Genomic DNA, 17,619 nt, shown 5'->3' with positions numbered 1-17,619 from the left:
GAGGCTACGAACAGATGTGGCCACATTCTGACCGCGTCAGCGGCGAGACTGGACAGATGGCGGACGTCACCCAACGCATCCTTGCCCTGTTGGCCACACTCCAGACCGGGCGGGCGTTCAGCGGTGACGAACTCGTCGCGCGGCTCGACGTCAGTCCCCGGACCCTGCGCCGCGACATCGACCGCCTCCGTAGCTACGGCTACCCCGTCCAGACCCAACCCGGTCCCGGTGGCTACTACCGGCTCACTGCGGGCACCGCCATGCCGCCGCTCGCGCTTGACGACGAGGAAGCGATCGCGACCCTTCTCGGGCTGGCAACCCTTGCCGCCACCGGCAGTGCCGTCGAAGGCAGCGTGGACGAGGCCGCCACCCGGGCGTACGGCAAGGTCGACCAGTACCTCCCCAAGCGGCTGCGTCCCCGTGTCGCCCAGTTCCGGGCAAGCCTGGAAACCAGTACCGCCCCTGCCCCGAGCGTCAGCGCCGACGTACTGGCCTCCCTGGCCGATGCCATCCAGCACCGCTACGTCGTCACCTTCGACTACCTGGGCAAGGACGGGGCCGTCACGTCCCGACGCGTCGACCCCTACCGCCACGTCCACCACAACCTGCGCTGGTACCTCCTCGCCTGGGACGCCCACCGGGAGGACTGGCGGGTCTTCCGTATCGACCGCATTGCCCGTCTCCATGCGTCCACCAGCACCTATACGCCAAGGCCCTTGCCCGCCGACACCGCACTCGACTACCTGCGTCAGGGGCTCAACAAGGACCGCAAGCGGGTCGTTTTCACCGTGGACGCGCCGCTGCCCGCCGTCGCCGATGCCGTCAGGTACCAGGAAGCCGAGATCGTGGCTCTGGGTGACCAGCGGACCAGAGTCGTCCTCGCACTGGACAGCTGGCAGTGGCTACTCCTGAACCTCGCCTTCCTGGATGCCGACTTCACCGTCCACGAACCGTCCGACTTCCGAACGGCCCTCCGGTCCTTCGGCACACGGCTGCTCGGTTGAGACCTCTCGCGTGGCGGTCAGCGAGATCTCGCGCGAGGGCGTCACCGGGTGATCTTCGAAGACCCGCTCAACGAAGATCACGTCGAGGTGTCGCAGCGCTCACTCAGGCGACCACGGCCACCCCCGACTGAGACTCGCCGAACTCCCAACCCGCCAGCAGCTTGCGTCGGCCGTCGAGGGCCGAGGTGCCGGTCGGCCAGTTGTCCGTGCCCAGGTAGCAGGCACCCGCGCCCCGCGACCAGAACGGCTCCAGGCAGTGCAGGCGCAGATGGTCACGCAGTTCCGGCGGCTCGACTGCGGCCAGCGCCGCCTCCCAGTCCTCCTCGACCCGCCGCAGGCCTCCCGAGCCGAACGAGGCCAGTGCCGGCAGGCGGTGCGTGAACGTCGCCATGCGCATGGCGTCGTGCAGGGTGCCGTCCGTGGCCAGACACAGCAGTGCCGAGATGCGATAGTTCAGCTGCTTCGCCGACCGGGCCGTCAGGTCGAGGCCGTGGCGGGCGAGCAGCACGCCCAGGTCGGTGCCGCATACGAGCATGTCGGCATCGGCCGCCCGTACGTCGGAGAGGAACGCCGCCGGCAGTACGTCGTCGGCCCACTCGACCGCGAACAGCGAATTGGCCAGGTCGAACTCCCAGGCGAGGGCCTGATGGTCATCGTCGAGGTAGCAGGCGTCGACGGCTGGTAACGCGACCGGGGCGGACGACGCGAGGGCGGCCGGGGTGAGCCAGCGGGCCGGGAGCAGGAACTCGTCGAGGGTGTCGCCGCCGTAGTAGGCATCGTAGGAGCCGGCAGGGAAGTCGGACCGCCCGAGCAGGACGGCGAACGCAAACGTCAGGTCCACGCCACGCAGCCTGCACCAGGAGTACGACAAGCACGCGCCGGTGGGAGCCGGTTCCTTGGCGGCGTCTGCCATGATCGGAAGGTGACGACCGGCCACCCCACCAGACGCCGCAACCGCCGCCGCGCCCGGAGCCGTACGCTCCGTATCGTCCTGGCGCTCGGTACGGCCATGGTCGTCCTCGCTGTTGCCGCTGTCGTGGTGGTGTTTCTGTGGCCGCCGGGTCCCCGCCCGCTGTTCCAACTACCCGTTCCCTGCGGCGAGACCTGGCAGCTCGGTACCTACCCCGGCCACGACGACTACGACGTCGATCTGTTCCCCACCAAGGGGGAGGCATGGGGGCGGCCGGTGCTCGCCTCCTACAGCGGCACGGTCACCGAGGCAGGCGTCAACGGGTCGCTGGGTGGCCGCACCCCGGAGAATCCGGACGGGCCGCGTGGCCGGGGCGGCGGCTACTGGGTGAAGATCGATCACGGTGGCAGATGGGAGACCCAGTATCTCCACCTGCTCGAACCGCCGCTGGTCCGGGTCGGTCAGCGGGTCGCCCAGGGCGACCAGGTCGGGCGGGTCGGCAGCACCGGTAACTCCGGTGCCCCCCACCTGCACTATGAGCAGCGACGGGGCTGGCAGAAGGTGGAAACCCACTTCGACGGCGCACCCTCCGGCATCACCCACGACGACACCGAATACACCGTCAAACGTACGAGTAGGAACTGCGTCGACGGGTAACGATAGCCGCTGCCACCCACCGGGGATCAGTGGCGCCGACGGGTTTCGAGCAAGTCCCCGCGTCGCCTGTTGGCGCGTAGCCCGCGTGGACCACCGCCGAGGGCACGTAGCGCGTTGAGTATGACGGCGACATCGATGCCTTCCTGTAGGAATGCGCCGGCCACCGGCGGAAGTAGTCCGAACGCTGCGGCAACCATGGCGATCACCGCCAACCCCATCCCGGCGACGGCGCTCTGCACCGCGATCGCCCGGGAGCGGCGGGCGATCTCCACCGCATCGGCCAACCGGTCCAGCCGATCGACCGACAGCACGGCATCGGCTACGTCCGCCGACGCGGTGGCCCCCGTCGCTCCCAGTGCCACCCCCACTCCGGCGGTCGCCAGGGCGGGTGCGTCGTTGATCCCGTCGCCGACCATCACCGTCACCGCATGTTCGGACTCGGCCCGCACCCGGGCGACCTTCTCCTGAGGCGAACAGCGCGCCACCACGTCGTCCACGCCCACGGCCCGGGCCACCCGTTCGGCGACCTCCGGCCGGTCACCGGTCAGCATCACCATCCGGGAGAAGCCGGTCTGCCGTAGCCGCCGTACGGTGTCACCAGCGTCCGGTCGTACCGGGTCCCGCAGGAACACCGCCCCGCCGAGCACGCCGTCGAGGCTCACCCACACCGTCGACAGGCCGTCCGCCTCCGCCCGCTGCTGCTCCAGTACGGCCCAGCCCGGCAGATCGGCGCCGTGTTGGCCGACCCGCACGAGTCGGCCCTCGACCCGGCCACCGACCCCCTGCCCGGCCTGTTCGGTCACCTCCGCCGGCACCGCCAACCGCAGGCCCCGATCCTCGGCCGCTTGCACGACCGCTGCGGCCAACACATGGGAGGACAGCTGTTCGACCGATGCGGCCAGCCGCAGCAGTTCGTCACGGTCGCCACCTGGCGCGGTCACCACCTCCGCCACCTGGGGGTGGCCGGTGGTCAACGTCCCGGTCTTGTCCACCAGTAGGGTTTGTGCGCGGCCCAGCGACTCCAACGAAGCGCCGTCCCGGACCAGCACACCACGTCGCGCCGCGCGGGACAGCCCAGACACGATCGCTATCGGGGTCGCCAGCAGCAGTGGACACGGTGTGGCCACCACCAGCACCGCCACCGCACGCACGAACTGTCCGGAGACCGCCCACGCGATCACGGCCAGGGCCAGGGTGAACGGCACGAACGCGGCGGCGTACCGGTCCGCCAGCCGTACCATCGGAGCCTTCGCCGCGTTCGCCTGCTCGGCGAGGCGGACGATCCCCGCATACGTGCTCTCGGCCGCCGTCGCGGCGGCCCGCAGTCCGAAGGCAGCACCCGCGTTGACCACACCGCTGGCCAACCGGTCCCCGGCCCGATGCTCCACCAACTGGGACTCGCCGGTCACCACCGACTCGTCCACCGTCGCCGCCTCCTCGGCGACGCCGTCCACGGCCACGACATCTCCCGGCCCGACCAGCAGTCGGTCACCCTCGCGAATCTGGTTGACGTCGACGGTCCGGATCCCGCCGTCCGGGCTACGGCGTCGCGCTGTGCGGGGTACCCGCGCCAGCAGCTTGTGCAGGTCCCGGGTCGCCCTGCCCTGGGCGTACACCTCCAGCGTGTGTCCGGTGGCCAGCATCAACGCCACCACCGCCCCGGCCAGATATTCCCCTACCAGCAGGGAGGTGAGCATGGCCAGGGTCGCGATCACGTCCACGCCGATCCGCCGCCGTAGGAGCGATTGGATCAACCAACGCAGCGTCACCGCCAGTGTGATCAGGGTGGCCGCCGTCCAGCAGATGTCGGCACCCTGTCGCCGATCGGCAAACCACAGGGCGGCACCCAGCACCACCACCGCCGTCAGCCCGGCCAGCGGGACGAAAGCCCGCCACCTGCGCCCGTGGTCGGTTCTGGACTCGCCACCCACTTCCGTCACCTCCGGCCGGTTGGGTCGTACCCCGGACCTGCCTTCGCAGGTGGTCCGGGCGGTTCGACAGGACGGCAGCACGGTGCGATGGCTGCCCCGGAAGATGTCACCGCCTGAGGACGGTGTAATCAGCGTCTCAACTACATCTGCGCTGTTTGGGGAAAATGTCCGAACGTAGTGACGGGATGCATCGAGCTCCGGCCGGCGTGACGTCGGGGTCGCGTAACGTCGGGTCCATTTTCTTGACTCATTCCAGAAAAGCGGCCAGACTGTGGGACGTGGCCACGACCCCGGAACTCCAGCAGATGCTGCGCGCGGCCGCGTTGCGTGTGACCCGACCTCGGGTGGCAGTGCTGAACGCGGTGCACGCGCATCCGCACGCCGACACGGAATCGATCATCGGTGCCGTACGCAGGGATCTTCCCGAGGTGTCCCACCAGACCGTGTACGACTCGCTACATGCGTTGACGGCCGCAGGTCTGGTACGGCGCATCCAGCCATCCGGCTCCGTGGCCCGCTACGAGTCACGGATCGGGGACAACCACCACCACGTGGTGTGCCGGTCATGCGGTCTCATCGCCGATGTCGACTGCGCCATCGGCGCGGCGCCCTGCCTGACCGCGTCGGACGACAACGGCTTCTCGATCGACGAGGCCGAGGTCATCTACTGGGGTCTCTGCCCCGAATGTTCCACCACAGGCAATTCCTGATTCCCCTGATTCGCCAAGTCACGGAAGGAACCTGATGTCCGAGAACCACGATGCCGTTGTCCACGACGCGGACGCGGGGAGCGAGTCTCGCTGCCCGGTCGCACACGGACGCGCCCCCCACCCGACCCAGGGCGGCGGTAACCGCGGCTGGTGGCCGAACCAGCTCAACTTGAAGATCCTCGCCAAGAACCCCGCCGTGGCCAACCCCCTCGGTGAGTTCGACTACGCCGAGGCCTTCAAGACCCTCGACCTCGCCGCCGTGAAACAGGACATCGCGCAGGTCCTGACCACCTCGCAGGACTGGTGGCCGGCCGACTTCGGCCACTACGGCCCGTTCATCGTCCGGATGGCGTGGCACAGCGCGGGCACCTACCGCATCAGCGACGGACGTGGCGGCGCCGGTGCCGGGCAGCAGCGCTTCGCGCCGCTCAACAGTTGGCCGGACAACGCGAACCTCGACAAGGCTCGCCGCCTGCTGTGGCCGGTCAAGAAGAAGTACGGCCAGAAGATCTCGTGGGCCGACCTCATGATCCTCGCTGGCAACGTCGCCCTGGAGACGATGGGCTTCAAGACCTTCGGCTTCGCCGGCGGCCGGGTGGACGTCTGGGAGCCCGACGAGGACGTCTACTGGGGCCCCGAGACCACGTGGCTCGGTGACGCTCGCTACACCGGCGAACGGGAGTTGGAGAACCCGCTGGCCGCGGTCCAGATGGGCCTCATCTACGTCAATCCGGAGGGCCCGAACGGCAACCCGGACCCGATCGCGTCGGCGCGGGACATCCGTGAGACGTTCCGCCGGATGGCGATGAACGACGAGGAGACGGTCGCGCTGATCGCTGGCGGTCACACCTTCGGAAAGACCCACGGTGCGGGCCCTGCGGACCACGTCGGACCCGAGCCCGAGGCCGCTTCGATCGAGGAGCAGGGGCTGGGCTGGAAGAGCAGCTTCGGCACCGGCAAGGGCGCCGACACCATCACCAGCGGCCTCGAGGTGACGTGGACGTCGACGCCGACCAAGTGGAGCAACAACTTCTTCTGGAACCTCTTCAGCTTCGAGTGGGAACTCACGAAGAGCCCCGCCGGTGCGCACCAGTGGAAGCCGAAGCACGGCATGGGCGAGGGCACGGTGCCGCATGCGCACGACACGTCGAAGCGCATCGCGCCGAGCATGCTGACGACCGACCTCGCGCTCCGGTTCGACCCGGTCTACGAGCAGATCTCGCGGCGCTTCCTCGAGAACCCGGACGATTTCGCGGACGCCTTCGCCCGGGCGTGGTTCAAGCTGACCCACCGCGACATGGGACCGGTCGCTCGCTACCTCGGGCCGGAGGTTCCGACCGAGACGCTGCTGTGGCAGGACCCGATCCCGCCGGTGACGCACGAACTCGTCGACGCCGAGGACATCGCGGTCCTCAAGGGCCAGATCCTCGCCTCGGGCCTGACGGTGTCCCAGTTGGTCTCCACGGCGTGGGCATCGGCATCGACCTTCCGCGGCAGCGACAAGCGCGGCGGTGCCAACGGGGCACGCATCCGCCTCGAGCCGCAGAACGGCTGGGAGGTCAACAACCCCGACGAGTTGGCGAGTGTCCTGCACACCCTGGAGGGGATCCAGGAGGCATTCAACGCCTCCCAGACCGGAGGGAAGAGGGTCTCGCTGGCCGACCTGATCGTGCTCGGTGGCTCGGCGGCCGTCGAGTTGGCCGCCAGGAACGCCGGTCACACCGTCGAGGTCGCCTTCACACCGGGACGTACGGACGCATCCCAGGAGCAGACCGATGTGGAGTCCTTCGCCGCGCTCGAGCCGACCGTGGACGGGTTCCGTAACTACCTCGGCAAGGGTCACCGTCTGCCGGCTGAGTTCCTCCTCGTCGACAAGGCGAACCTGCTGACCCTGAGCGCGCCCGAGATGACGGTCCTCGTCGGCGGTCTGCGTGTCCTGGGCGCGAACTACCAGCAGTCGCCCCTGGGCGTCCTCACCGAGACGCCCGGGACGTTGACCAACGACTTCTTCGTCAACCTGCTCGACCTGGGCACGACGTGGAAGGCGACGTCCGAGGACGCGAACACCTTCGAGGCACTTGACCCCGCCACGGGCGAGGTCAAGTGGACCGGTAGCCGTGCCGACCTCGTGTTCGGTTCGAACTCGGAACTGCGCGCGGTGGCCGAGGTGTACGCCAGCGACGACGCACGGGAGAAGTTCGTGCACGACTTCGTCGCGGCATGGGTCAAGGTGATGAACCTCGACCGGTTCGACCTCGTGTGATCCTGATGTCCGGGCCGGTCCCCGTGGCCGGCCCGGACATCAGGTCCGGCGCACTCCCTGCGGATGGAGGCTGGTGTCCACGCGCGGGGGCCGGATCGTGGCCGGCGTTGCTCCGGGCCTACCGGTGCCACCGACCCACCCGTACCGGCACTCCGGGAGAGGCATGCACCAGGGGCGGCCCGTGCGGTGGCGGCAGACCCGCCGCAGTGAGGAGGGTCTCGTCCAGCCGGAGCAGCTCGGCGTGATGCAGCGGCCATACCGGGTGTTCCACCTCGGCGGCCACCAGGCGACCGAGGACGACCGTGAACAGGCGGTAGCGGGCGGTGAGGAAGCGGGCGAGTTCGTCATGTGCACGGTGGTCCAGGGCGGGGCCGAGGCGTACCTCGGCATGGCAGTGCGGCCCGCGGAGCGAGGGACGACGCCGGGTGCAGCGGTATTCGAGCCGCTCACCGTCGACCCGTACGGCCATCTCCGACCAGAAGTACGGCAGCGAGTAGCTCACCCTGGCCGCGAGAACGGCGGGAAGTCGTGCCGCGTCCAGCGAGAAGAACCAGATTCCCCGGCGACCGTCCCGGTCCCGGACGTACGTCCGGACGTTGGTCTCGGGGAACCGCGACAACCATGGCAGGACGGGACCCACCGGTGGACGGACCCGTTCCATGAGGAACGGGGTCAGCCCGAGCCAGGCCGAACCGTCGTAGGTGTCCACGGCCAGCCCGGGCGGGAGCATCGACTGCACCGTCCCCACGGGGTACCGCCAGTGCAGGAAGGTGATCCAACTCCAGTGGTGGTGCATGACCGGCCACGCCACCCGAGGTGGTGGTGCCCGCATTCGTCTTCCCCCATGTCTACTCCCGATGCGACTCCCGCCAGTCGCGTACGGCGTCCCGCATGCGGTCGAACACAGCCATCGGTGGTCCGGCGATCAGGTTCGCGGTGGCGGACTCGCCGCTGTGGGGATGCGGCCGGGTCGGTGCCGTAGCCTCGGCTGCCCGTACCGCCCCCGCCATCCGACGCAGCTGTTCCGGGGAGGAACTGCGGCGTAGTGCCGGGAACTCCTCCGTCTCCTCATGACTGGCGTGCTCGATGACGGCGTTCGCGAACTGTGCCAACTTCGCGTCGAAGTCGGGGTGCTCGGTGCCGAGGTCGTACAGGGCGGCCAGCTCACGCTTGGCCCGGTCCTCCTCGCGCTTGCGCGGTTCCACCACCGCGTCACCGTGGTCGATCTCCCGTCGAGCGGTCGGGTGGACGACGATCTCCTCGGCGCTCTCATGTACGGCCAGCAGCCGGACCAGGCTCTGGAACAGCTCCCGTTTCTCGACGCCCTGCGCCCGGGGTAACTGGCCGAACAGGGTCTTGATCTCGTTGTGCTGGTCGACCAGGAGATCCAGAACATCTTGTTCCCGGCTCGCCGTCATCGGCCCCACCCTTCCCGTCTGGTTGCCGACCGCGCCTTCCCGTAGCAGGAGCGGTTATGCCACCCGGTTGAGTGGTACCGGACGGAGCTGGTCAGCGGGTCCGGTACGGCGGCGCATGATGACGCCATCCGGAACGGTCAGGAGAGACCAGAGTGAACAGAAAGCTGCGACGGATGTTGGTTGCGGCCGTCGCAATGGTCGGAGCCGGGGCGGCCGTCGCCGTCTGGCGGCGCCCCGACAGATCCTCGCCCGCGCATCACGATGGCGGGTACGTCACGTGCCGGGCTGTCACGGTCGACCGACCGGTGGATGCCACCTGGGAGATGATCTGTGATCCCGGGCGGTTGTCGGTGGCCCTCGACCAGCCCGTCACGGCGCAGGACATGGGCGACGGTCGCTGGCGGGTTCTGGCTGCCCCCTTCGGCGGAACGGCTCACCCGATCGAGGTCATCGTCCAGGCCGCAGGCCGGTCCGCACACTGGTGGATCGAGTCAGGACCACGGGCGCACGACGGTCGGCTGAAGCTGGTCCCTGCCCCGGGTGACCGGGGGACGGAACTGCAGGTGGAGCTGACCTATCCGCAGGGCCGTCTGCGGCACCGGGTCGACACGGTGCGCGGCCACGATCCGGATCAACGGCTGCGGACGGTGCTCCGCCGGATCAAGTCGGTGATCGAGTCGGGCCAGGTGGTGTCGACCATGAACGAGCCCTCCGGTCGGACCGGGGCCACGGAACGGCTCACCAGGGTGGTCCGGGCGAAGCTGGCGACGGGAGGGCGACCGTGAAGGCCCTGTGCTGGGAGGGCGTCGGGAAGTTGGCGGTCCGCGACGTGCCGGAGCCGACGATCCAGAAGGACGGTGACGCGATCATACGGGTCCGGGCGAGCAGCGTCTGCGGTTCCGACCTGCACCTGATCAATGGCTACCTGCCCGCGATGCGCGAGGGGGACATTCTCGGCCACGAGTTCATGGGCGAGGTGGTCGAAGTGGGTCCAGCGGTGCGGAATTCGCGGATCGGCGACCGGGTGGTGGTGGGCTCGGGGCTGGCCTGTGGTGGCTGTTGGTACTGCCGCACCGAGCAGTACTCGCTCTGCGACAACTCCAATCCGCAGCCCGACCTGACCGAGAAGCTGTGGGGCCACGCCCCGGCCGGGATCATCGGTTACTCGCAGGCCAGCGGCGGGTTTGCCGGTAGCCATGCCGAGTACGTGCGGGTGCCGTACGCGGATGTGGGAGTGTTTCCGGTGCCGGACGGGGTGCCCGACGACGCGGTGGTCTTCGCGTCCGACGCCATGCCCACCGGGTGGATGGCGGCGGACTTCTGTGCGCTCTCTGGGGGCGAGGTGGTTGCGGTCTGGGGTGCCGGGGCGGTGGGGCAGATGGCCGCCCGGTCGGCCCAACTGCTCGATGCGGAGCGGGTGATCGTGATAGACCGGCTGCCGGAGCGGCTAGCGGCCGCCGCCGCACGCCTCGGCGTGGAGACCATCGACTACAGCCAGGTCGACGCGCTGGAGGCACTGCGCGAGATGACCGGCGGACGCGGCCCGGACGCCTGCATCGAAGCGGTCGGCATGGAGGCCCATGGTGCCGGCCCGACGTACGGTTACGACCGCGTCAAGCAGGCCGTACGGCTCCAGAGCGATCGGCCGACGGCGGTCCGCCAGGCCATCCTGGCCTGCCGGAAGGGGGGCACGGTGAGTATCGTCGGCGTGTTCAGCGGGTTTGTGGACAAGTTCCCGCTCGGGGCCGCGATGAACAAGGCCCTGGTGTTGCGGATGGGGCAGATGCACGCCCAGCGTTACATCCCGATGCTGCTACAGCGGCTGGTCGACGGCCAGATCGATCCCGGCTATCTCACCACCCATCCGATGTCACTGGCGGACGGTCCACGCGGATACGAGATCTTCGAGAAGAAGCAGGACGGGTGCCTGCGTGCTGTCCTGCACCCGGCGTGAACGAGCCACCGGTCAGGGACGATCAGGGTCGAGGCCACGGTCACGCAGCAGGGCGTCGAGCTTGGCCTCGATCCGTTCGTCCGACTCCCGTGACTGCGAGGAGCCCCAGAAGTAGAAGAGCGCGAGCCCGGCGGCCTGCCAGACGAGTTGGAGGAACTCGGACTGCCAGTTCTCGAAGGTGGAGGAGAGGAACTGGGGGAGGAAGTCGCCCCAGGCGAACGACCGACCATGCTGGCTCGCCTCGTTGCTGGCGGTGATCAGTTGGAAGACGAACTGGCCAGCCCACGAGAACAGGAACAGGGCCCCGGTCACCAGCGCAAATGCGTACGCCTTGGGCCAGCGTGGCTTACCGAAGGGCGCTGCCTCGGACTCGGTGGCGCGGCGCTGACCTTCGCCGCCCATGGCATCCGCCGTCGGTGACGACGGTTCTGGCGCCGCCCGTACACGTCGCATCGCAACCACCCCTCTCCTTCGTGCCCGTCGTGCCGGGCCAACCCGGACCCGTCGGGGTGCCCTGACCCCTTCTACCAGGGCGTACCTTGCCCGATTCGGGAGCCTGCGAAACAAGGTCCGAGGTTTACGCCGACCGGCACGGGGCACCATCGCCGGGTACCTTCGGCCAGGAGGAGTTGTCGATGACGCTGCCCGAGCCGCGTGGTCCGGTCTCTGCGGCAGTGGCCGCAGCGCTGCCGTACGGCCCGGTCGACCTGCCCGCCTCCCTGGTGGCGCACTGGCGCGATGGGGACTGCCCCGACGACGTGTCCGACGACGCGCTGTGCGACGAGGACCTGCAGATCTTTCTCTTCACGTGTTACGGACTGCACTACCAGGGGTGGGCAGGCATCGACGATCGGTGGGAATGGGAGCCGTCGCTGATCGAGTTGCGCGCGGTCGCCGAACGGCGGTTCGAGCGGTCGCTGTGGCGGCTGACCGGGCCTGCCCCGTCGATCGTCCCGGCCGGGCTTCCCCGCGTTCTCGCCGACCTGGTCGCGGCCGACGACGGCCCACCACTCTCGGCCGAGTTGGGGCGGTCGGCGAGCCTGACACAGTTCCGTGAGTTCGTCATGCATCGGTCGATCTACCACCTGCGGGAGGCGGATTCGCACACCTGGGCGATTCCGCGACTGAGTGGCCCGGTCAAGGCGGCGCTGGTCGAAATCCAGATCGACGAGTACGGGGGCGGCCAGCTTGCCCGGATGCACTCGGAACTCTTTCGCGCCACGATGGACTGGTTGGGGCTGGACACCCGCTACGGCGCATATGTGGACGACGTACCTGCGGCGACCCTGGCGGTCAACAACCTGATGTCACTGTTCGGCCTGCATCGACGGTGGCGGGGTGCCCTGCTGGGGCACCTGGCCGCCTTCGAGATGACCTCGTCGCTGCCGAACCGGCGGTACGCCGAGGGGCTGCGCCGACTGGGCGGGCCGCCATCGGCGACTCGCTTCTTCGACGAGCACGTCGAGGCGGACGCCGTGCACGAGCAGATCGCCGCGTACGACATGTGCGGCTCGTTCGCCGTGGCCGAGCCGGACGCTGTGGCCGACGTGTGGTTCGGTGCCGCATGCTGCCTCGCCCTGGACCGCCTCTTCGCCGAGCACCTGCTGACCCGGTGGGCTGTCGGGGACAGTTCGCTGCGGGTGCCGGCACTGGTCGCTCCTTGAGCCGGGCACCCGGCCACCGGCCGGCCCGGCCCGCTGCCGGATCGGTCGACCGGCTGGACCTGACGTACGTCCTGCCGCTGCGCTGGGCGGACGACGCCGATCTGAACGACCTGACCGGATATCTGCGCTGGCTGGCCCAGCGGGTGGAGGTGACGGTGGTCGACGGTTCACCACCGGCCCTCTTCGCCCGACACGCCGCGCACTGGGGTGGCTACGTCCGGCATCTGCGCCCGGATCCGTGGCTGCGGTACGCGAACGGCAAAGTGAACGGAGTTACGACGGGGTTGCGAACGGCGCGGCACGAGCGGGTGGTCATCGCCGACGACGACGTACGGTACGACGACGTGGGGCTTCGCACGATGCGTCGGCTCCTCGACCGGGCGGAGTTGGTCCGACCACAGAACTACTTCTGGCCGCTGCCCTGGCACGCCCGCTGGGACACTGGCCGGACCCTGCTCAACCGCGCCTTCGGAGCGGACTACCCTGGCACGTTCGGCATCCGTCGGTCGACATTCCTCGAAATGGGCGGCTACCACGGCGACGTGCTGTTCGAGAATCTGGAACTGATCAGGACCGTGCGTGGACATGGCGGTCGGGAGTTGATCGCTGCTGGGCTCCATGTTCGCCGCCGTCCGCCGCCGGCTGGGAAGTTCTGGTCCCAGCGGGTCCGCCAGGCGTACGACGATCTTGCCCAACCAGCGCGGATGGCGCTCTTCCTCGCGGTCCTTCCCGGACTGGCCGTCGCGATTGCCCGCGGGTGGCGGGCGGTCCCGATCACCGCCGGCCTGGGTGTCGTGGCGCTGGCCGAGGCGGGCCGGCGTCGGGCCAATGGGGCAGCGGTATTCCCGGCCAGCACCGTGCTGCTGGCACCAATCTGGGTGGGGGAGCGGGCGGTGTGCAGTTGGCTGGCGCTCGCCACCCGATGGGGCCGAGGTGGGGTCAGCTACGCCGGGCAGCGGATCCGGACCGCCGCGCACAGCCAGCGTCGGTTGACCCGGTCCGGCTCTGGCGCCGGGCGCTGACCGGTTCGGTGCCAATGTCCCCTGCCTGTTCGGCCGGGAAAACGGCATCGGTCCTCACGCCGGGTCAGGGCTGCCCGGTCGCCGGTCGCCACGCCCGTCTGGGCCCCGGTCCGGCTCCGCTCCGGCCCGGAAGCCGATCGCCCGGTGGGTGCCGTCGCAGAAGGGCCGGATCGCCGACTTCCCGCACCGGCACAGGGCGACGGTGGCACGGCCCGGATCGATCGTTTCGCCCGCTGAGGTACGCAGCACGAAGTCTCCCCGGACGAGCAGCGGCCCGTCCTCGTACGTGGTGATGGTGGCCGCAGCCTCGCCGGATCCGGTGTGCGCCATGCTGTCGTCTGCCCGATCGTGTCGTCGCCGAAACGTGCGTCGTCCATGTCGAGTCCGCACGGAGACGGCGGGCGGTGAATGACGTAACGGCGGCACCCGAGACGGCAGGATCAGCCGTGCCGGACGTCCTCTGCGGACTCCTTCGCCTGCCCGCGTACCTCCTGGGCGGTGGAGCGGCCCTGCTCCCGTACGGTCGAGGCGCCCTCGGCGGCGCGAGACCGGACCTGACCGGCGGCCTCCTGCGTGGGCTGCCGCAGGTTGTCCCGCACCTGATGGGCCATGCCGCCCAGTTGCTGTTTGATCTCGCCGGAGTGTTCGGTCACCTCGCCCCTGACCCGACCGGCGAGTTGCCGCTCACGCGCCGAGGACGGCAGCATCGAGGAAACCAGCACACCCAGGCCGAAGGCGATCAGGCCGGCAGCGAGGGGACTGCCCTCGATCCGCTCCCGCTGCGCATGGCCGACCTCGCCGACCTTCTCCCGGGCCGTTCCCGCTGCCTCACCGGCCTTCTCCCGGGCCGTTCCCGCCGCCCCCCGCATGGACGAACCGGCGGCAGAGACCCGCTGGGCCGCCTCGGACGCCCGTACGTGGCCGTCTCCATCCGTAGGTGCACCCATGATCCGCTCCTTGAAACCGGCCAATCGGCTACGTGCGTGTGACATCGTCTCCCCTGCCACGCGCCGGGGCGCCACCTTGTGGGTGAGGGCGTTCACATCCCCACTCAGTTCGTCGCGGGTGCGCTCGATGTCACGTCGGATCTCGTCCGGGTCGGTCATCGCCACTCCTTGCTCTCCGGCCGGCGGCCATCGCCGTCGGTCCGATGATCGGCACCGGTTGGGCGGCCCAGGGCGGCGCCGGGGATCTGTCGGGCGGTCTCGACGGTGCGTGGTACACCTGGCCGGACCTGACGTAGCCGGGATCGTGCCACGACGAACAGCACCGCCGCGGCCACCGCCCACACGATGGCGACGGCGAGGGCGGCCCAGCCCTCGTCGATGACGTTCGCCAGGCCCCACCAAGCGGCGTACGACAGGAAGAGCAGCACCATGACACCGGCCAGAGCCGCTCCGGCGAACATGCCGGCGGCCTTGCCCGCGGTCTTTGCCTCCTGGCGTACCTCCGCCTTGGCGAGCTGTACCTCCTGGCGGACCAGCATCGACATGTCGCGGGTTACGTCGCCGAGCAGGTCGCCGATCGACTGGTGTGACTTGTCGTCCGCCACCACCCTGCCACGAGAACCGGCGCTCACTGCTGCGCCTCACGCTTCGGCTCCGACCCGGGCGGATTGGCCATGTGCGCGCCGCCGGTGGGGCCTGCGCCGTCGCTGGCGAGGTTCCTGGTGAGTCGACCAGCGACCAGGCCGGCCACCACCGCCCCGGCGAGGAAGACACCGGGGCTGCGACGGGCGAACTCGCGTACCTCCGCCAGTAGCGCGCCCGGTTGGCGTTGGTCGAGCCAGTCGGCGGCGCGGTGGGCCTGGTCTGCGGCCTGTTGGGCGAGGTCACCGGCCATTCCGTGCTGCTCGTCCCGGCTCGACATCGACGCGAGTTCGTCACCGAGCGTACGCAGACGTGCCGCAGCCCGCTTCTGCTGCACGTCAGCCTGCTCCATCAGCTGCGCGGAGGTCCGCTCCATCAGGTTGTGGGCCTGCCGACGGGCTTCGTCGACCGTCTCCCGGCCCTGACCCGCTGCGGTCTGGGCGACCTGCCGCCCGGCCTGCGTCGTGTGCTGGGCGACCTGTGAGGTCTCGTCCCGGGCGGTCTGGAGCTTGTGTTGCCCGGTGGACCGGTCCACGCTCTGCTGCTGACTCATCTGGTTGCCTTTCTGTCCGCCGGGGAGCATCCGTCGGCTGGTGCGCCGGATACCCGTTGGGATGTGGGTCATTCCCGTCCGGGCCCGGATACCGGGCTGGATCCATCAGCTGAGGTGTCCGCCTGTCTGGGAGCAGGGCGAACAGTGCCGGCCATCCGCCATAGCCGACCAGAGCGATCGGAACCAGGGCGGTTGCGGCCAGCAGGCCGACGGACAGCCAGGGCGACCCGCCGATGGAAACTGTCACGGTGCTCAGGGCGGCGAGTGCGGCGAGTTTCCCCCGTACCCGGTGTAGTGCGAGGAAATCGCGCGTCTGGCTGGAAAGGGGGCGGCTGTTTCGGTCGGCGGCTGAATTCGCATGATGCCCTCTCCTCCCATGAACGCCAGGAGCGCCAGTCCGACCAGAATCACCGGAATCGTGGCGATTACCGTGGCCGTCGCTGCGGCCCGGCGGCGCAGGGCCGCCAGCAGGATCAGCGCGTCACCGTCCTGGCTGATGGCGTTGGCCACCAGGGTCGTCGCGATCTCCGGTCTCGACGAGACCGACCTCATGGTGCAGGCCCTGCGGGCCGGCGCGGAGGGCTACCTACCGAAGAGCAGCGAACCCGAGGAACTGATGCCGCCCCGCCTGGCACTTTTGGGCGGGTGGGCGGTGCTACCCGCCGAACTGCTGGCAGCCCTGGTCCGGCCGGCGCACAACGGCCCACCCGTGACGGCCGTGCTCGACGACGAGGAACGGCGGCTCCTGCAGCTCATCGCCAAGGGCTGTCGGACGGTGGAGATCGCCGAGGAACTGCGCCTGTCTGAACGTACGGTGAAGCGGCTGACCGCATCGTTGCTGCGCAAACTCCGGGTGTCGAGCCGGACGGAGGCCGCCGCCGTGGCCGGCAATGCCGGCCTGCTTTAGGCCCCGTGCGGTCTGCTGCCGGTTCGAGGAGTCCGCGGTGTCATCCGGGCAGGGTGACGCCGCCGATCGGAGCCAGCACCTCACCGGTGTAGTAGGACGACAGCTCGTTGCTGGCGAAGAAGACGTACGACGGAGCGATCTCGTCGGGTTGGGCGGCCCGTCCCATCGGCACCTGGTGGCCGAACTCCTGCACCTTGTCGGCGGGGAACGTGGCCGGGATCAGGGGCGTCCAGACCGGCCCGGGTGCGACGCAGTTGACCCGGATCCGCTTCTTGATCAGCGACTGGGCGAGGGAATAGGTGAGCGCGATGATGGCACCCTTCGTGGCCGAGTAGTCGATCAGGTGGCCGTTGCCCTTGAGGCCGTTGATCGAAGCGGTGTTGATGATCGCGGAGTTCTCGGGCAGGTGGTCCAACGCGGCCCTGGTCACCCGGTAGTAACTGTGGATGTTGGTGGCGAAGGTGTGCTGCCACTGTTCCTCGGAGATCTCTGTCAGCGAGTCGGCGTTCTGTTGATAGGCGACGTTGTTGACCAGGAGATCCAGGCCGCCGAGTTCCTGTGCGCTGCGGGACACCACATCGGCACAGTGCTGGGCGTCGGCCAGGTCGCCGGGCAGTAGTACGCATCGACGGCCGCTCGCCTCGACCAACTCGGCCGTCTTGCGGGCGTCCTCGTCCTCGTTCAGATAGGCCACGGCGACGTCCGCGCCCTCCTTGGCGAAGGCGATCGCAACCGCGCGACCGATGCCGGAGTCGCCGCCGGTCACCAGTGCTCGACGTCCATGTAACAGGTCACGGCCGACGTACCCGGTCATCTGGTCACGGGGGCGCGGGTCCATGCCGGCTGATTCGCCGGGATAGGGCTGTTCCTGAGGGCTCGGGGCAGGCAGATCGTCAAAAGAGGTCATCTCACTCCGATACCCAAAGCTTGGCCGATAATCCCCAAAGCCGACCTTGTCGGCCGTCCTCGCGCGTCGGACGGACCCGACTGGCGACGGTGGCGGCTCTGGTTCCGGCGCCGCTCGGCGTCGGAATCCG

At 69.3% G+C, this 17,619-nt stretch carries 20 protein-coding genes; 9 read left to right on the top strand and 11 right to left on the bottom strand.

Annotated features, from left to right (window positions below):
- Window positions 1-56: 56 nt before the first annotated feature.
- A complete protein-coding gene (locus ACFQ4H_RS24065; RefSeq protein ID WP_377574349.1) occupies window positions 57-1,004 on the top strand; it encodes a helix-turn-helix transcriptional regulator in 948 nt (315 codons plus the stop codon).
- 103 nt (window positions 1,005-1,107) lie between these two features.
- Here ACFQ4H_RS24065 and ACFQ4H_RS24060 read toward each other — a convergent pair whose 3' ends face one another.
- Window positions 1,108-1,845, bottom strand: a complete 738-nt coding sequence (locus ACFQ4H_RS24060) for a hypothetical protein (RefSeq protein ID WP_377574346.1) — start codon at window positions 1,843-1,845, stop codon at window positions 1,108-1,110.
- 81 nt (window positions 1,846-1,926) lie between these two features.
- Here ACFQ4H_RS24060 and ACFQ4H_RS24055 point away from each other — a divergent pair, with 81 nt between their 5' ends.
- Window positions 1,927-2,571, top strand: a complete 645-nt coding sequence (locus ACFQ4H_RS24055; RefSeq protein WP_377574343.1) for a M23 family metallopeptidase — start codon at window positions 1,927-1,929, stop codon at window positions 2,569-2,571.
- Window positions 2,572-2,597: 26 nt separating this feature from the next.
- Here the strand turns inward: ACFQ4H_RS24055 and ACFQ4H_RS24050 are convergent, their stop codons facing one another.
- A complete protein-coding gene (locus tag ACFQ4H_RS24050) occupies window positions 2,598-4,502 on the bottom strand; it encodes a heavy metal translocating P-type ATPase (protein WP_377574341.1) in 1,905 nt (634 codons plus the stop codon).
- A 305-nt stretch (window positions 4,503-4,807) separates the two neighbouring features.
- On the opposite strand from ACFQ4H_RS24050, the gene ACFQ4H_RS24045 reads away from it, so the two are divergent.
- Entirely contained in the window at window positions 4,808-5,212 is a 405-nt protein-coding gene (locus ACFQ4H_RS24045; protein ID WP_377574424.1) for a Fur family transcriptional regulator, read from the top strand.
- Window positions 5,213-5,246: 34 nt separating this feature from the next.
- Entirely contained in the window at window positions 5,247-7,475 is a 2,229-nt protein-coding gene (gene katG, locus ACFQ4H_RS24040) for a catalase/peroxidase HPI (RefSeq protein WP_377574338.1), read from the top strand.
- Window positions 7,476-7,593: 118 nt separating this feature from the next.
- Here the strand turns inward: katG and ACFQ4H_RS24035 are convergent, their stop codons facing one another.
- A complete protein-coding gene (locus tag ACFQ4H_RS24035; protein ID WP_377574335.1) occupies window positions 7,594-8,307 on the bottom strand; it encodes a YqjF family protein in 714 nt (237 codons plus the stop codon).
- 16 nt (window positions 8,308-8,323) lie between these two features.
- On the bottom strand, window positions 8,324-8,893 hold the full coding sequence (locus ACFQ4H_RS24030; protein ID WP_377574333.1) for a hemerythrin domain-containing protein: 570 nt from the start codon (window positions 8,891-8,893) through the stop codon (window positions 8,324-8,326).
- 152 nt (window positions 8,894-9,045) lie between these two features.
- Here ACFQ4H_RS24030 and ACFQ4H_RS24025 point away from each other — a divergent pair, with 152 nt between their 5' ends.
- Together ACFQ4H_RS24025 and ACFQ4H_RS24020 are read left to right on the top strand one after the other, a co-directional pair.
- Window positions 9,046-9,678, top strand: coding sequence for a cyclase (locus ACFQ4H_RS24025; RefSeq protein WP_377574331.1), 633 nt, complete (start codon window positions 9,046-9,048; stop codon window positions 9,676-9,678).
- Window positions 9,675-10,847: a zinc-dependent alcohol dehydrogenase gene (locus tag ACFQ4H_RS24020; RefSeq protein ID WP_377574328.1), complete on the top strand. Its 1,173-nt coding sequence runs from the start codon at window positions 9,675-9,677 to the stop codon at window positions 10,845-10,847. The genes ACFQ4H_RS24025 and ACFQ4H_RS24020 overlap by 4 nt, the downstream gene beginning before the upstream one ends.
- A gap of 12 nt (window positions 10,848-10,859) precedes the next feature.
- On the opposite strand, the gene ACFQ4H_RS24015 is transcribed toward ACFQ4H_RS24020, so the two are convergent.
- Complete coding sequence (locus ACFQ4H_RS24015; RefSeq protein ID WP_377574325.1) at window positions 10,860-11,300, bottom strand: DUF6766 family protein; 441 nt, start codon at window positions 11,298-11,300, stop codon at window positions 10,860-10,862.
- A gap of 182 nt (window positions 11,301-11,482) precedes the next feature.
- On the opposite strand from ACFQ4H_RS24015, the gene ACFQ4H_RS24010 reads away from it, so the two are divergent.
- The gene (locus ACFQ4H_RS24010; RefSeq protein ID WP_377574322.1) at window positions 11,483-12,511 is read left to right on the top strand and encodes an iron-containing redox enzyme family protein; all 1,029 of its coding nucleotides are present in this window, start codon (window positions 11,483-11,485) and stop codon (window positions 12,509-12,511) included.
- Window positions 12,508-13,533, top strand: coding sequence for a glycosyltransferase family 2 protein (locus ACFQ4H_RS24005; protein ID WP_377574319.1), 1,026 nt, complete (start codon window positions 12,508-12,510; stop codon window positions 13,531-13,533). The genes ACFQ4H_RS24010 and ACFQ4H_RS24005 overlap by 4 nt, the downstream gene beginning before the upstream one ends.
- Before the next feature lie 54 nt (window positions 13,534-13,587).
- Here ACFQ4H_RS24005 and ACFQ4H_RS24000 read toward each other — a convergent pair whose 3' ends face one another.
- From ACFQ4H_RS24000 to ACFQ4H_RS23980, 5 genes are all read right to left on the bottom strand, one after another.
- Window positions 13,588-13,863 (bottom strand): CDGSH iron-sulfur domain-containing protein, encoded by a 276-nt coding sequence (locus tag ACFQ4H_RS24000; RefSeq protein WP_377574316.1) that lies wholly within the window; start codon window positions 13,861-13,863, stop codon window positions 13,588-13,590.
- A gap of 110 nt (window positions 13,864-13,973) precedes the next feature.
- Window positions 13,974-14,639, bottom strand: a complete 666-nt coding sequence (locus ACFQ4H_RS23995) for a DUF3618 domain-containing protein (RefSeq protein ID WP_377574313.1) — start codon at window positions 14,637-14,639, stop codon at window positions 13,974-13,976.
- Window positions 14,636-15,112 (bottom strand): phage holin family protein, encoded by a 477-nt coding sequence (locus ACFQ4H_RS23990; RefSeq protein WP_377574311.1) that lies wholly within the window; start codon window positions 15,110-15,112, stop codon window positions 14,636-14,638. Before ACFQ4H_RS23990 ends, ACFQ4H_RS23995 begins: the two co-directional genes overlap by 4 nt.
- Window positions 15,109-15,675, bottom strand: coding sequence for a hypothetical protein (locus ACFQ4H_RS23985; RefSeq protein WP_377574308.1), 567 nt, complete (start codon window positions 15,673-15,675; stop codon window positions 15,109-15,111). The genes ACFQ4H_RS23990 and ACFQ4H_RS23985 overlap by 4 nt, the downstream gene beginning before the upstream one ends.
- A gap of 252 nt (window positions 15,676-15,927) precedes the next feature.
- Window positions 15,928-16,185: a putative manganese transporter gene (locus tag ACFQ4H_RS23980; RefSeq protein ID WP_377574305.1), complete on the bottom strand. Its 258-nt coding sequence runs from the start codon at window positions 16,183-16,185 to the stop codon at window positions 15,928-15,930.
- On the opposite strand from ACFQ4H_RS23980, the gene ACFQ4H_RS23975 reads away from it, so the two are divergent.
- Window positions 16,172-16,582 (top strand): LuxR C-terminal-related transcriptional regulator, encoded by a 411-nt coding sequence (locus ACFQ4H_RS23975; RefSeq protein ID WP_377574302.1) that lies wholly within the window; start codon window positions 16,172-16,174, stop codon window positions 16,580-16,582. The genes ACFQ4H_RS23980 and ACFQ4H_RS23975 overlap by 14 nt on opposite strands.
- A 40-nt stretch (window positions 16,583-16,622) precedes the next feature.
- On the opposite strand, the gene ACFQ4H_RS23970 is transcribed toward ACFQ4H_RS23975, so the two are convergent.
- Window positions 16,623-17,489: an SDR family oxidoreductase gene (locus ACFQ4H_RS23970; RefSeq protein ID WP_377574300.1), complete on the bottom strand. Its 867-nt coding sequence runs from the start codon at window positions 17,487-17,489 to the stop codon at window positions 16,623-16,625.
- Window positions 17,490-17,619: the final 130 nt, after the last annotated feature.

The organism is Micromonospora sonneratiae (assembly GCF_042679305.1).
In the GTDB taxonomy this organism is placed as follows: domain Bacteria; phylum Actinomycetota; class Actinomycetes; order Mycobacteriales; family Micromonosporaceae; genus Micromonospora_H; species Micromonospora_H sonneratiae.
This window is presented reverse-complemented; position numbering and strand designations above follow the sequence as displayed.